This is a genomic window from Streptomyces sp. NPDC031132 (genome assembly GCF_055570595.1).
The window spans coordinates 30,210-44,984 of sequence record NZ_JBVIGX010000038.1; the positions used below are offsets into that span (position 1 = coordinate 30,210).

A 14,775-nucleotide genomic window follows, 5' to 3' on the forward strand; every position below is an offset into this window, starting at 1 on the left:
GCTTACCCTTTCTCTCTTCACCGCGCTGCCGCCCCCCCCCCCCCCCCACGCCCCCCCCCCCCCCCCCCCGGCCGCACTTCACGGGTCGGTTCAGCAGTCGGGGATGACGGTGCCGTTGTTGTCCTTGGCGACGTCGTTGCCCCATTTGGAGAGGTAGTAGGCGGAGACCCATTGCCCGGCCGGGCCCACGTCGGGGTCGGTCTTCAGCCACCAGTGGTTGAAGGAGCTTCCGCTGCGCACTTCGCGGCCCCAGGCCTTGCAGAACACGTAATTCGTCCCTTTGCGGAGCGTGCCGGTACTCGCCGTGCCGGTCGGCGAAGCGTAGACGGAGGCGTCCGCGAACGTGTCCACCCAATAGCGCGTATTGCCGGGCGGTGCCGGGGTCGATCCGCCGGGGCAGTCGGGGATGACGGTGCCGTTGTTGTCCTTGGCGACGTCGTTGCCCCATTTGGAGAGGTAGTAGGCGGAGACCCACTGCCCGGCCGGGCCCACGTCCGGGTCGGTCTTCAGCCACCAGTGGTTGAAGGCGCTCCCGCTGCGCACTTCGCGGCCCCAGGCCTTGCAGAACACGTAATTCGTCCCTTTGCGGAGCGTGCCGGTACTCGCCGTGCCGGTCGGCGAACCGTAGACGGAGGCGTCCGCGAACGTGTCCACCCAGTACCGGCTGCCGCCGGGCGGCTCGGGGGAGCCCCCTCCCGGGCCGTAGAGGCGGATGGCCCCGTAGTAGTCACCGTGCGAGGAGAGCGCGGAGACCTGGACGTGGCCGCCTGAGTACGGTGCCTCGGCGATGTGGCCCTGGCCCAGGTACATCGCCACGTGATGGATGGTCGACGGCGTGTCCCCGAAGAAGACCAGATCGCCGGGGAGCAGCGGTGCGCTGCCGTCGCTGCGGTGGAACCTGGCGACCGCCCTGGAGGAGGTCCACTGGGTTCTGGTGACTCCGTTGATGACGTCGGTACCCACTGCGAGGTAGTAGGCGTAGCGGACCATTCCGGAGCAGTCCAGCCCACGGACGTGGCAGTCGTTCGGGGCGCCGTTGGACGGGTCGCAGATCCCGTACGTGGGACCTGGCTGCCCCCCGTGCCCGCCACCCCAGGAGTACGGGGTGCCGATCAAGCCGCAGGCGGCGTTCACCGCCGAGTTGGCCTGCGGAGCCGCCCCGGAGGACAGGACCGCGCAGGCCGGGGCCGCTTGGGCCTGCGGGGCGCCGGAGAAGAAGACGATGACGGAGGCCAGCATGGCGAGGAGCGCGGCGAAGCGCAGGGCGGGGAGGGATCGCCGCGGTGGGGGGTTGACGCGCGTAGGCATGGCGGTGTCCTGGGCTCGTGTGCCACAAGTGGCTTGATATGAGGGGCAGTTGGCGGCGGCCATTCAAGCAGTGCGCGGCCGGTGCAGATAGCCCGCGAGCGAAAATTGCTGCAAGCGGTTTCCCCGCCCCGGCATGAGCCTCACGCGGCCCGGACCGGAGGCGGGCATCCAGGCAATAGGCCGCCCCAACCAGCCGGAAAACCGTGCTTGGTTCGGCATCTTGAGGCGGGATCGCGACAGCGGATCCTCATCCCTGGCCGGGATGGAGCAGCCCAGGCGGCCGCCGAACCTGCACGAGCCCCGGCCGGGCTCAGTCCTCCGCCTCCGCCAGGGGATCGTCCGGGTCGGCGGCCATGACCAGCTGCGTGATGGCGCAGCCGTCCGGGGTGCGCACGTCGATGCGGTACAGCCCCGGGGCCGGGGCGGTTGCCGTTGCGGTGGCCACGCCGTCCTCCCACGTCAGGGGAAGCGGTGTCGGGCGGCCGGGGCTCTCGAGGTCCGTGAGGCGGCAGGTCAGGCCCGAGAGGGTGTCGACGTCGCTCAGGCGGAGCTTCCAGGGCTGGCCCGCCGGGACCAGGTCGGGGGCGCTCAGACCGCAGCCCGCCTCGCCCTGGGGCGGCCCGGGGTTGATGTCGTCGCGGACGATCTCGGTGACGGCTTCGAGGGCGGTCTGCGCCTTGGCGACGTCGCCGTGCTGGAGCGGCAGGTGGGTGACGACGTCGGTGAGGATCGCCGACTCCTTGTAGACGGTGCCGTCGCCGTACACCTGGAAGTACCGGACACGGTCGTGCCGGTCGAGGATGAGGGTCCCGTCGGAGTTCTGCCGGGCGCCGTCGAGGTGTGCCTCGACCTGGCCGTCGGTGATCGTCAGGTTCTGCCAGGTGGGCTGGTTGACGCCGACGACGGAGCGGTGCCCGGGCAGGGTGATGCCCTTCTGGCCGTGGTGGAAGCGGGCCGCGGCGCGCGCCAGTTCCGCGTCGCCGCCGATGGCCGCGACGTCGCTCGGCGTGAGGTGGCGTACGCCGTCCCCCGCGCGCAGGCTCCGGTACTGCGGCAGCAGGTCGTGCAGGCCCGGCATCGTGGCGCAGATGGCCCGGAGTTTGCGGTGCGGCAGCCGTACGGGCGCTCCCCGGCCGGTGGCGAGGATGACCGCCGCCTTGACCGAGCCCTGGAAGGGCGTGCCGAGGGTGATGACGCCCCGGGTGTCGGCCTGGAGGTCGCCGTCGTAGCCGGGATCGAGGGCCGCGCGGGTGACGAGCCCGCCCATCGAGTGGGCGACGAAGACGAGCCGTCCCTCCCGCTGGTCCGTGCGGTGGCGGCGGGCCCGGGTGTGGGCGGGGTGGCGGCGCCAGCCGGTCAGGTGGAGGCGCGCGGCGTCGGCCAGGAGACGGCCGTTGGCGGCGACGGGCAGACGCCAGTCGTAGGCGAACTCCAGGATCGCGGCGTCGTCGGCGACGCTGGTGCGGATCGTGTCGACCAGGTCGGTGTACGGCTCGCTGCCGGCGAGGTACGGGGTCCAGGCGGAGTGCTTGAGCAGGCCGGTCGCCTCGATACGGCCGGTCTTGCCCGCCAACTCGTCCTCGGTCATGGCCAGCGATTTCAGGCCGGAGGGCGTGGTCCACGCCTTCAGCAGCCAGGAGACGCCGCCGAGGCCCCAGACGTCCTTGCCGGTGGTCGTGTCGCGCAGGGTGCTGCCCATGATCCCCGGTACGACGACCACCGCGTCCTGGGTGACGTGGTCGGGTAAGTCGTGCGGGCCGTCGTGCTGGTGCTGCTGCTTGTCCATGTCGGTGAAGAATAGGCACCGTGGACGGGGATCGGGGCGAGATCGGCTTAGCCGAAGCCGTGGAGGTGGTGGAGGGGACCGAGCTGCCGCAGACGGCGGCACCGCCCCCCGCCGGCACCCTGTACGTCCTGCCCATGGAGGACGGGACCGAGGCGCTGAGGCAGGCCTTCGGCGCGCAACTGGAGGCGGTGTCCCTCTGGTGGGAGCAACCTTTCCCGGACGGCCCCGGCTTCGTGAAGGTCGCGCCCGGCGGGCCGGTGACCAGCCGTCATGACGTGGAGCGCCTCCTGGAGACGTCGGGAATCCGGCAGGCGGAGCCGGACGTCCCGGTGGTGCTGTACGTGACGGGCCACGGTCTGACCGGGGGCGCGGGCAAGCACTTCGCTGTCCTGCGCAGCACCGAACCCGGCCGGCTCCTGGCCACGGGGCTGCGTACGACCGAGATCGTGATCGCCGCGCTCGACTCGCACGCCCGGGACGTCCTGGTCATCGTGAACATGTGCGAGTCCGCCGCCATCGGGCCGGAGCTGCTGGAACTCGTACAGAGCCTGGACACCGAACGCACCGCGCAGGCCACGCTGAACGTCCTGACCACCGCGGCGCCCAGAATGCGGGTGATGGGCGGGGAGTTCGCGCTCGTCCTGCGGCGGGCCCACGAGTGGCTGCGCACGGCCGGCGGGATCGCCCGCCCGTACCTGACGATGGACGAGTTCAGCCGCGCCCTCCACCTGGCGGCGCAGGCGGTCGGCAAGGAGCAGGGCCGCAGGCTCTCCCTGGACTGCCGCTCGCTGATGGGCGGCAAGCTGCACGTCCCCACCGCAGCCCTGCCCAACCCGGGCTACCAGCCGGAGAAGGCTGCAGTCGAGGAGAGCCGGCAGGAGGTGTCGGCGTCCCTGGAGGACCTGGCGTACTGGCTGGAGAAGGCCAGCGGCCGCACGGGCGCCGACGACAACGGCTGGTACTTCTCGGGCCGGGGGCACCTGAACGCCGCGGTGGTCTCCTTCCTGACGGGCGCGCCCGGGGTCCTGGCCGTCACCGGCATCACCGCGAGCGGGAAGTCGGCGATCCTCGGCCGCGCGGTGACCTTGAGCGACGCGACGTTCAGGGCCTCGGGCCTGTTCGCGGCGGCTGTCGGCCACTGCCCGCCGTACACCGTCCCGGAGGAAGGCGCGGTGACCATCGCGGTCACCGCCCACAACCGGGAGCCACTGGGGCTGTTGAAGGTCATCGCACAGAAGCTGGGCGCCGCCCCGGAGCCCTCCGGCCGGGACCACCTGAGCCGGTGGCAGCTCGGTCTGCGGCGGTTCCTCGGCTCGCCCGGCCCGATGGTGACGGTGGTCGTCGACGCCCTGGACGAGGCGACCGACCCGGCGGCGGTGGTCCACCAGGTGCTGGTGCCGCTGGCCGGGCACCTCTCCGAGGCCGAGCCGTCCCTTCCCGTACGGCGCGGGGTACGGCTGGTGGTCGCCGTACGCAGCAGCGACGGCGACGGCGACGTCGGCGCTGACGGCGACGGCCAGGACCTGCTGGGCCGGCTGCGGGAGGCGTTCCCCGGGGCGGCCGTGCTGCGGACCGACGGCGAGGACATGGGCACGGACGTCGAGGGGTACGTACGGGCCCTCCTGGGCGGGGAGGGCAAGTGGGCGGGGCACGACCTGGCGGACGTGTCGCGGACGGTGGCCGCCGCGGTCGGGCGGTCCTTCCTCGACGCCCGCGTGGCGGCGCACCAGCTGCGCACCGAGGGGCCGCGGCTGCTGGCCGACGCGGGCTGGCTCGCGCGGCTGGACGAGGGCACGACGGGACTGCTGAAGGAGGATCTGGCCCGGTCGGCGGAGGACGGCCTGGCGCCGGAGGAGGCGCTGGCCCTGCTGCGCGCGACGGCGTTCGCGCCGGGGCGGGGGCTCGCCTGGGGGGAGGTGTGGCCCGCGGTGGCGTCCGCCGTCCACGGGGATGCAGTCGAGGGCGCCGATGCCAAGATCCGGGCGCTGCTGGATGGCCGTCTGGCTGGGTATCTCACCCGAGACGTTGAAGAGGACCAGCGGGTGTACCGGCCGGCGCACGAGCGGCTGGCCGCTGTCCTGCGCGCCTGGCCGGTGGGGGGCGCGCGACCTGTTGGGGGGATGGGAATGACGGACGGTCAGGATGGTCAGGGTGAGCCTGCGGACAAGCCCCACGAGGCGGGCGGGGCTGATGGGGCCATGGGGACGGACGCGACAGGGGACGCGTACGGGAACGAGTACGGCGGCGACGCCGCCGTGCACGCCCGCATCGCGCGGGCGCTGGCCGATCTGGCTGCGCCGCACACCGCGGACGCGGCGTCCGGCACCGGCACCGGCACCGCCCCGCACCCGTACGTACGGCGGTACCTCGCGCGCCACGCCCGCCTGGGCGGGGTCCTGGACGACGCGCACGTACCGGCCGAGGTGCTGCCGTGGCTGGCCGGCAGCCCGATCCGCGGGCTGCTGGGGCCGGGCCGGGGGCAGGAGGGACGGCTGTGGCTGGAGGCGTGGGCCGCGGTGGAGCCGTACCTGCACCGGGCGGACCACCCCTCGCGCCTGGCCAGCCTGCACCTGGCGTACACGGCGCTGCGCCACCCCGGGCTCCCGCGCCCGCGTACGCCGGACGACGCGGCGCCGCTGGCGGTGCTGTGGTCCCAGTGGGCTCCGCCCCTGAACGTCCTGGCCACCCTCGGCGCCACCGTGCGCTCCCTGACGGCGGTCCCGGCGCCCGACGGCCGTCCGGCTCTCGCGGTCGGCGACGACGACGGCGGCATCGAACTGATCGACGCGGTCGAGGGCACGACGGTCCGCGAACGGATCGGCGCGCACGACGGATCCGTACACCACCTGCTCCTCGCGCCTCGCCCCGCGCAGTCGCCGCTGCTCGTGTCCGGCAGTACGGACGGCACCCTCCGCCTCTGGGACCCGGCGACCGGCCGCCTCGTCGACCGGGTCCACCGGCCCGGCGGGATCTGGATCGCCGACGTGTGCGCGTACCGCGACGGCGGACACGAGCTCGCGGTGTTCTGCGTCAACGGGGACGGGGTGGTGGTCTGGTGGAACGAGCGGATGGGCCCGCTGGACCTGTTCACCCTGCCGGGGGACACACCGCGTACGACGACCACCGCGCTGGCGGCGGTGGAGGACCCGCCCGGCCGGCCGCTCCTGGTGGTCGCCGACGACGCGCACCTGGTGTTCCGGGACACCGAGGCCGAGGCGGAGGTGGCACGGTTCGAGTCCCCGGCGGACGTACGGGTGCTCGCCGCGACCACGCGGCCCGGGGCGGTCGCGGCCGGCCACGCGGACGGGAGCGTCACCGTGTGGGCCACCGGCGGACCGCTCGCCACCCTCACCGGCGCAGGCGGGCCGGTGACCAGCCTGACCGCGCTCACCCTGGGGGAACGCCACCTCCTCGCGGCCGGGACCGGCAGCTCCATCGCCGTCTGGGACGTCTCGCGGTGGGACACCGCCGCCGAGGAACCGCCGGCCCTGCTCAGCGGGCACACCGCCGCCGTGACGGCCCTCACCGCCGCGGATGCGGGGCTGCTCGCGTCGGCCTCCTCCGACGGCACGCTGCGCCTGTGGAACCGGGAGGTGCTGGAGCGGGCGCTGGCCGCCGCCCGTACGCCGGCCGAGCCGGCGCCGACGGGCGGGGCGCTGCTGCTGCCGGAGCCGGGGGACTTGAGGCTTCCGTCCTGGTTCGCGCTCACCGGCAACCGACCCCACATCGACGTCCGGGACATCGACACGGGGGAGGAGGTCGCCCGGATCGACACCGGCCGGCCGCCGTCCGCGATGGCCTGGGCCCACCGCGGGGAGGGCCGCGTCCTGGTGTCGGCCGGATGTGAGGACCACGGCATCCGGCTGTGGGACGCGGGTACCCGGCAGGCGCTGCCGGACGTCCTGGAGGGGCACTTCCTCCCCGTCCGCGCCCTCGCCGCGTGCACCACCGCCGACGGCCGGCACCTGCTGTTGAGCGGCGGGGACGACGAGACGGTCCGGCTGTGGGACCTGGACCGCCTGGCCCCGCTGCGGGAGTGGACCGGCCACGGCCTGCGGGTCCTGGCGGTGGCGGCGGCCTCGTGCGAGCGGGGCGGGGACTGGTTCGCCTCGGCCAGCTCCGACGGCACCGTACGGCTGTGGGACGCCGAACGCGGTGGCGCGCTGGGCGGGCCCCTGCGCTGCGACCAAGGCCTCCTGCACGCCGTCGCCGTCAACCCCGGCCCGCCGGGCGGCCTTCCGCCGCATCTGGCCAGCGGCGGCGACACGGGCACGGTGCGGCTGTGGGACCTGCACGAGCGCCGCCCCCTGGGCGAGCCGCTGACCGGCCACACCGCGGCCGTGCACGCCCTGGCCCTGTGGAACGCGGAGGGCCACGGCAGCTTCGTCGCCTCCGGCGCGGCCGACGGGACCGTCCGCGTCTGGGACGCCGCCACCGGGCAGTGCCGGCTGGTGCTCGCGGTGGGGAGTCCCGTACGCAGCCTCGCCGCGCATCCGTCGGCGGCCGGCGGGCGCGTCGTGCTCTCTTTCGCCGGGGACGCCGGAGCCGCCGTGGTGGAGGTCGACCTCGCCCGGTGCCGGGTGGGCGGAGCCTGATCACCCCGCATGCGCCCCCCGCGTTCCTTCGTGCGCCCCCAATGGCCCACGCAACCCGGTCGCATCGGTCGTACCCGAGCATGAAAATGATCGTTCGGCATGTGCCACGGATCAATACGCCGCAGGGCGCGCGCCATCCGCTCATGAGCACCCTCATGAGCACCCCACCGTCACGAGACCGGCTCTCCCGGCGGCCGGACCGCCCCGCCGGCCCGGCCGCCGCACGAGCCACGAGCATCACCGGTCAGCGCCTCGCGGAGGGCGGCCGGAGCAAGGAGAGCGGCCGCATGCGCCGGGACCCCGCACAGCCGGACGTCGTCCTCATTCCCGCGCCCGACCACGGCGTATGGCGCCTGGGGAAGGCCAAGAACCCGGTCACGTACGAAAGGATCAGCCAGGAGGACGCATCCCGGACGGGCGGAAACCGCTGGAGTCTGGTCAGCTACGACACCCTCTACTGCGCCTCCCAGCACGACGGGTGCTTCGCCGAGGCGTTAGCGCCCTTCCGCGTGGACCCCAAGATGCGGGAGGTCATCGGGGACGAATGGACGAAGCCGTCCTACATGACCCCCGGCAAGATCCCCCGCGACTGGACCACGCGCCACATCCTCGTCCGCCTGCAGCCTCCCGAGGAGACCCGCTTCCTCGACGTGGACGACGAGCGGACCCTGGAGACGCTCTCCCGCGAACTCAAGGACGAGCTGGCGGAACAGGGCGTGGACCGGCTGACCACGGAGCACATCCAGGGCTTCAACCGCCGGATCACCCGGCTGATCTCGGCCTGGGCCATCACCCAGCGCACCGGCCCCTCGGAGCAGGAGCGCCTCATCCACGGCATCGCCTACCGCTCCCGGTTCGGGATGCGCCAGTGCTGGGCCGTTTTCAACGACGTGGAGCTCAAGCAGGAGGAGACCAGCCTGATCTTCCCCGAGTCGGAGGCGCTGCGGCGGGTGGCCGGGGAGTACGACCTGACGATGCTGTGACCGGCGGACCGACCCCCTGCCTCCCTCAATCCCCTCGCATTGCCCACCTGAAAAGGTGACTGAAACCAACCTGAAAGCCGCTACATCGCTGTCGCCCAAAAGAGCGAAACAACTCGCTCCCCGCCACCCTCAGACGGCCGGCCGCCCTCTCATCCGGGCAGTAAACGCACAGGTCAAGAGGGAAGTCCGGTACCAAACCCGCCAGTTGACGCACCGTCGAGAACGCGCTGGATTCTGCCTAAGCGGTGGAGTTGGAAGGTGATAATGGGTAACCTAACCAGTACATCGACCAACTTGGAGCATGTGGGGGATCTCATGAACAACACCCGTTGCACCGGCAGCGCGTTCTTACCCGTCGGGCTCGCGCCACGCGACGCGGCACCACCGCCCGCCACGGGCCCCGCACCATCAGGTCACCCCAGTCATCCATGCGCCGGATCCCCGCGGACCGGAATACATCGATGCTGAGCGCCGACCGCTGACCGCCTGGTCGGCACGTCCCACCCCACCCGCGCTGGTACACGCTTCCCGGCGGGTCGGGAACACACCACGAAGCGTTCGCAGCTCGCCGAGACCGAGCGTCCCTTCCGTCTGCCCTCGCGGCAGTACGCGACAGCCAGGTCCTGTGGGCACACCCCGACACCCGTCGCCTGAACACGCGACCCGCCACCGGACGGGCGCGCAGTCAGGGCAACGAGGGAGACCTGACCATGCCTTCTGACACCACCACGCCCCCCGTCGCCGTCGCCGTCGCAGTCGCCAAGAGCGTGGCCAGCGCCGAACGAGCCCACATCGCCACCGTGCGCATGCACATCAGCGAGATCGCCCGCTTCCTCCAGGAGAACCTGGGGCAACGCCTGACCGCGCGGATCGCCAACATCAGCGATCCCAAGCAGGTCGGCAAGTGGGCATCGGGCGACACCATGCCCCGAGCCGAGTCGGAGCAGCGCCTGCGCGCGGCCCTGCAGGTCTTCCAGCTCATCCAGGACGCCGAAAGCCTCTACACGGCTCGCGCGTGGATGATCGGAATGAACCCTCAGCTCGAGGACGAGGCGCCGGCGCAGTGCATCGCCGACGGCAGGATGCGCGACGTGATGGTGGCGGCCCGAGCCTACGTGGACGGCGGCTGACTCCACGCCGGGGCCGCACGCAGCGGGCTGCGGGCGGCCGCACGCATGTCCCTGAGCGCTCCCGTCGCCCTCTTCGGCCGAATGGAGCGCTCACCGGTCGGGCGCCTCGCTGGACGTGGCGCACCGATCAGCTTGCGAGCCGCCGCTCTGGTCAGCCGCTTCGCAGCCGTGACGGTCTGCTCCCCCCGCGGCCCCGAGGCCACCACGGCGTGGTTGCAGCCGTTGGCGGGAGGCATGCCCCGGGGCGTACGAGGTGGCGCATCGTCACGTCCTACTCACTCGGATCCCAGGCGCTGAGCTGCTCGAAGACACGTCGGTCGCCGTCGAGCTTCAGGGAGTCGATCGGGATACGGTTGTACAGGATGAAGACCAGCTCACTGGCCGTGCCCCGAGCGGAGAAGAAGGTGGCGGCCGCGTCCGGGTCCTGGCCGGCAGCGGTGGCCGACATGGTGCCGGGCCCGGGGAGGCGGGCGCTCCGTGCACCGTCGGCGGAGAGCGAGAGGCGCCAGGAACGGCCCTCGGAGGCGTGGAAGTCGATGACAGCGGGCTTGTGCGGCCAGGCACTTGTCGTTGTGACGCAGGTGGACAGGAACTCCTCGACACCGTCGAGCGCCACCTCGTCCGGCAGCGGCTGCGGGGCACCTACGGTGATCTGGGCGTCGTACGTGTGCACCGCCAGCTGCTGGAGCTGGTGCCGAGCTACGGCACCGGAGGTGTGCGGCGACTGCAACGTCTCCCACCACGCCCAGCAACCGCGATCCGGGCCGGCCTTCCGCAATGCGTCCAGCAGTTGCTCCGTGGACTCCGCCAACCAGGCCAGCAGGGCCTCGCGCTCCCGAGGCGCAGGCGGGGCGCCCTCCGCTGCGGACTTGGCCGGAGCAGGCCCTGCGGCGACGGTGGCGGCCCAGTCGCGGCGGCCCTCGCCGATGTGCTGCGCCAGATCGAACAGCGTCCACTCGGGGCAGGTCGGCACCTGTACGTCGAGGCTGGGCGCGGAGGCGACCGCGGCGCGGAAGGCAGTTGACCGTTCGTCGATCAGTCGCAGCAGAGCGGGGAACTCAAGTGTCGTTGTCACCCCGCATCTCTACACTGCGTTCCGACAATCGGACAGCGATTTTCACCGCCGCGATCGCGGGCGGACCCTCACCACCGACCGCGGGTCCCCACGGCCGGGGTAGTGGCAGCCGACGACGCCGAAGTCCCGCCTGTCCCCTACGCGATAGCGCGTGCTGCTGCTCCCTTCGACGGTGAGGCGGAAGGCCGGCCGGGGCCGGGAGCCGAGCGCAGCGCCGACAGGCCGGGCCTCACGAGGGCCGACCCCGTCGGCTACGGCGTGGCCGTGCTGCCGAGCAGACGGTCCACCAGGAGTTCCGGGTAGCCCGACGCCGGCGGGTCGATGCCGAAGATCGCCCGCAGGTAGAGCGGCGCGACGAGCTGGTCGAGGATCTGCTCGAGGGGCGGGGGGACCTCCCCGCGCGCGGTGGCGCGGTCACGGATGCGCTCGATCGCACCGAGGCGCCGCTCGAACTGCTGCGCGCGCTCCCCCTTCGCCGAGGCACTGCCCGGCATCGACAGGGCGACGGCGCGGATCAGCAGCCGCCCCTCGGCGGTGCGGATGCTCGCGACACCCGCTTCGGCCCACGCCGTCAGATCTCCGCGCAGGGATCCGGTGTCGGCCAGCGGCCAGTCCCGTTCGAGGCGGGTGACGACCACGTCGGCCAGGAGTGCCTCCCGGCTGCCCCACCGCCGGTAGACGCTGGTGTGGTTCACCCCCGCGCGCTGCGCGACCGCGGGGATGGTGAGGTCCGCGCCCTCGGGGTCGGACAGCAGGTCGATGACGGCCTGGTGGACGGCCGAGCGGACCTGCTCGGGGCTCTTGCGAAGGCGCTGGGCCGGTTGTTTCGAAGTCACCCCCCCATCGTAAGCACAACTATTTGCTTAATGCCGCCCGCAGGGTCTACAGTCCTCTCGTACGCACAGATCTGTGCTTAAGGAGAGAGTGATGAAGCCGCTGCTGTTCCCCGACAACACCCAGTTCTGGTACGAGACCCTGCGCTCGATGAGCCACATCGCCTACGGCGGCGCCGACTTCGGCGAGGTCGTCACCACCGGCCAGCGCATCAAGGAAGGCGACTACGACAGCTGGCACGAGGAGTGGACGGCGACCGCCGACCGCGTCGCCGCCGAGGCCCAGCGGGCCCTCGACGCGGGCCACACCATCAGCGCCCGGGACGGATTCCTGCGCGCCTCGAACTACTACCGCTCCGCGGAGTTCTTCCAGCACGGCCACCCGTGCGACCCCCGCCACGACCACGCCTACGACCGCAGCGTCGCCTGCTTCCGGGCCGCGGCCGCGCTCCACACCCCCCGCATCGAGCCGGTCCGCATCCCGTACGAGGACACCACCCTCCCCGGCTACCTCTACCGGGCCGACGACGGCGGCGCACCCCGCCCGACCCTGATCATGCACAGCGGCTTCGACGGGACCGCCGAGGAACTCCACTTCAGCGGCGCGCTGGCCGCCGTCGAGCGCGGGTACACCGTCCTGACCTTCGACGGCCCCGGACAGCCCGGCCCCCGCCACCACCAGGGCCTCGTCTTCCGCCCGGACTGGGAGAACGTCATCACCCCGGTCATCGACTTCCTCGAAACGCTCCCCGAGGTCGACAACAGCCGCATCGCGCTCCTCGGCAGCAGCATGGGCGGCATACTCGCCCCCAGGGCGGCGGCCTTCGAGCACCGCCTCGCCGCCCTGATCGCCGTCGACGGCGTCTACGACCTCGGCCAGGTCTCCGTCCGCCACCTCCCCGGCGACCGCGAAGAGGCCGAACGGCTCCTGCGCGCGGACTCCGCCCCCGAACTCGACGCACGCCTCGAGCAGCTCACGACCGAGGACGCCACCGCACGCTGGGCGATCCACCACGGCATGTACGTGATGGGCGTCGAAACCCCCCGGGCCTTCAGCGCCTCCTACCTCGACTACACCCTCGCCGACGGCATCGCCGAGCGCATCCAGTGCCCCACCCTCGTGTGCGACGCCGCCGAGGACGAGTTCTTCAAGGGCCAGCCCGAGCAGCTGTACGAGCACCTGACCTGCCCCAAGACGCTGATGCTGTTCACCTCCGAGGAAGGCGCCGGCGCCCACTGCCACCCCGGCGCCATGCGCCTGGCCCTCGCCCGCATCTACGACTGGCTCGACACCACCCTCGCCACCGTCGCCTGACGCCCCGGCACGCCTCCGGCACACCCCGACCGCACCCGAGCAGACCCGAGCAGACCCGCCACGACCCGCCACGACCCACACCCGAAGGAAGCCGTCATGAACCGCACCGGAATCGAAGCCGCCCTGAGCGACCTGCTCTTCAACCACCACATCACCCTGGAGGAGGCCGCCGAGCGCCACTTCACCCCCGGGTACCGCCAGCGCACGGACGGCGACTGGGCCGACCGCGCCGAGTTCCTCGACCACATCAGCCACCTGCGCGGCATCGTCGCCGGCGGCACGGTCGAGGTCCACGACGAGCTGTACGACGGCACCAAGTACGCCGACCGGCACACCTGCCACATCACCAAGAACGACGGCACCACCGTCACCATGGAGGTCTACGTCTTCGCCGACCTCGCTCCCGACGGCCGCTTCCACCGCATCGAGGAGACCACCCTGATGCTGAGCGGTTCCGACGCCGACCGCGCCATCGGCAGCGCCCGCTGATCCCTCGGCCGGCCCCGCCCGACCCGGCCACCCCGCTCTCCGGCGGGCCTCCGGCCTCGGCCAGGGCGGCCGCCAGGTCGTCCAGGGAGCGGTAACCTCAGGGAGAAATGCCCACCAAAGCGGTCATTGTGGACGCGTGGTCCGTCGGTCATAATCCAACCGATCGACCGAACGCCTCGACCGACGAAGGGAACCACCAGCGTGCCGATCAGCGGGCGGTACGCGACAGCGGGGCGCACCACTGCCGTTGCGGCGCTCGTCGTCGCCGGGTTCGCGCTCGCGGCATGTGGCGACGAGGAGGGCAAGGACGACGCGGGGGGCAAGGTCACGGTCGTCTACGAAGACCAGGCGGTCAAGCCGGAGAACCGGCAGGTCGTGGAGGCGATTCGTACGTCCCGAGTGCTCGAGCAGGCCGCCGACTGGCTCAACACGTCGGTCGCCCTCCCGCACGACCTGGTCGTGAAGGTCACCGACAAGGTTCCCCCGGGGGTCTCGGACGCGGTCACCCAGCCCGACGGCAGGACGATCTTCGTTCCCCCGGCGTTCCTGACCCAGGTCGAAGGGTTCGCCGGCGATGTCGTCAAGACCGTGAAGCGCCCCGCCCTGTTCCCCGAGGACAAGTTCAACAAGGCGGACCTGACCGCGCTGACGACCCAGTTCATCCTCGGCCACGAGCTGGGGCACGCCCTGCAGCGTCAGCTTGCCCTGCCGAACCTCGGCCTCGAAGAGGACGCCGCCGACGGGTTCGCGTCGTTCTACACCGTCAACGAGATCGGACCGGAACCGTCCCTGGCGGCCGCCATGGTCTTCGACGAGCTCGCCCGCAAGGAGGGCAAGCTGACCCTGGAGGGGTTCTCCAGCGACCACCCCGTCACTCAGCAGCGCGTTTTCAACTTCCTCTGCCACCTCGACGGCAGCGACCCGAAGAAGTTCGACGGGCCCCTGGTCGGTGCCGGCTACCTGCCGCGAAGCCGCGCCCCGCTGTGCCCGCAGTCCTGGGCCGCGCTGGACTACGGCTGGTGGACCCAACTCGAGCCGCATTTCAGCAGCGGGTTCAAGGACCAGGGCGACAAGAGCCAGGAAGCCGCACGCACCCACCTGATCGCCGAGACGAAGGCCTTCGCGGAGAAGCTCGACGAAATCCGCAGCGGCCAGTGAACCCCGCCCATGAAGCCGGCGTGCTGCTCGCACACCTGGCGGGTGACCCGGTCCAGCCGCGCGGCCACGCGGACGAGATCGCTGCTGCGGAGCAACAGAGAAT

The 14,775-nt window shown here is 72.1% G+C and carries 10 protein-coding genes; 6 read left to right on the forward strand and 4 right to left on the reverse strand.

Going from position 1 to position 14,775, the window contains the following annotated elements:
- Positions 1-90: 90 nt before the first annotated feature.
- Positions 91-1,308 (reverse strand): C40 family peptidase, encoded by a 1,218-nt coding sequence (locus ACZ49B_RS33555; protein WP_468313486.1) that lies wholly within the window; start codon positions 1,306-1,308, stop codon positions 91-93.
- Positions 1,309-1,618: 310 nt separating this feature from the next.
- Positions 1,619-3,094: an esterase/lipase family protein gene (locus ACZ49B_RS33560; RefSeq protein ID WP_468313489.1), complete on the reverse strand. Its 1,476-nt coding sequence runs from the start codon at positions 3,092-3,094 to the stop codon at positions 1,619-1,621.
- A gap of 20 nt (positions 3,095-3,114) precedes the next feature.
- On the opposite strand from ACZ49B_RS33560, the gene ACZ49B_RS33565 reads away from it, so the two are divergent.
- The 3 genes from ACZ49B_RS33565 (at position 3,115) to ACZ49B_RS33575 (ending at position 9,802) form a co-directional block, all read left to right on the forward strand.
- On the forward strand, positions 3,115-7,689 hold the full coding sequence (locus ACZ49B_RS33565; RefSeq protein WP_468313491.1) for a hypothetical protein: 4,575 nt from the start codon (positions 3,115-3,117) through the stop codon (positions 7,687-7,689).
- A 155-nt stretch (positions 7,690-7,844) separates the two neighbouring features.
- Positions 7,845-8,672, forward strand: a complete 828-nt coding sequence (locus ACZ49B_RS33570) for an RES domain-containing protein (protein ID WP_468313492.1) — start codon at positions 7,845-7,847, stop codon at positions 8,670-8,672.
- Positions 8,673-9,382: 710 nt separating this feature from the next.
- The gene (locus ACZ49B_RS33575; protein WP_468313495.1) at positions 9,383-9,802 is read left to right on the forward strand and encodes an XRE family transcriptional regulator; all 420 of its coding nucleotides are present in this window, start codon (positions 9,383-9,385) and stop codon (positions 9,800-9,802) included.
- A 271-nt stretch (positions 9,803-10,073) separates the two neighbouring features.
- On the opposite strand, the gene ACZ49B_RS33580 is transcribed toward ACZ49B_RS33575, so the two are convergent.
- Positions 10,074-10,877, reverse strand: a complete 804-nt coding sequence (locus ACZ49B_RS33580; RefSeq protein WP_468313496.1) for a maleylpyruvate isomerase N-terminal domain-containing protein — start codon at positions 10,875-10,877, stop codon at positions 10,074-10,076.
- 251 nt (positions 10,878-11,128) lie between these two features.
- The gene (locus ACZ49B_RS33585) at positions 11,129-11,713 is read right to left on the reverse strand and encodes a TetR/AcrR family transcriptional regulator (protein WP_468313498.1); all 585 of its coding nucleotides are present in this window, start codon (positions 11,711-11,713) and stop codon (positions 11,129-11,131) included.
- Between the two features lie 91 nt (positions 11,714-11,804).
- Between ACZ49B_RS33585 and ACZ49B_RS33590 the strand changes: the two genes are divergently transcribed.
- The 3 genes from ACZ49B_RS33590 to ACZ49B_RS33600 all read left to right on the forward strand — a co-directional run bounded on the left by ACZ49B_RS33590 (position 11,805) and on the right by ACZ49B_RS33600 (position 14,672).
- Positions 11,805-13,025 carry an alpha/beta hydrolase family protein gene (locus ACZ49B_RS33590; protein WP_468313501.1) on the forward strand — a complete coding sequence of 407 codons (1,221 nt, stop codon included), beginning with the start codon at positions 11,805-11,807 and terminating at the stop codon, positions 13,023-13,025.
- Positions 13,026-13,121: 96 nt separating this feature from the next.
- The gene (locus ACZ49B_RS33595; protein ID WP_468313504.1) at positions 13,122-13,514 is read left to right on the forward strand and encodes a nuclear transport factor 2 family protein; all 393 of its coding nucleotides are present in this window, start codon (positions 13,122-13,124) and stop codon (positions 13,512-13,514) included.
- A gap of 201 nt (positions 13,515-13,715) precedes the next feature.
- Entirely contained in the window at positions 13,716-14,672 is a 957-nt protein-coding gene (locus tag ACZ49B_RS33600; protein ID WP_468313506.1) for a DUF4344 domain-containing metallopeptidase, read from the forward strand.
- Positions 14,673-14,775 lie beyond the last annotated feature (103 nt).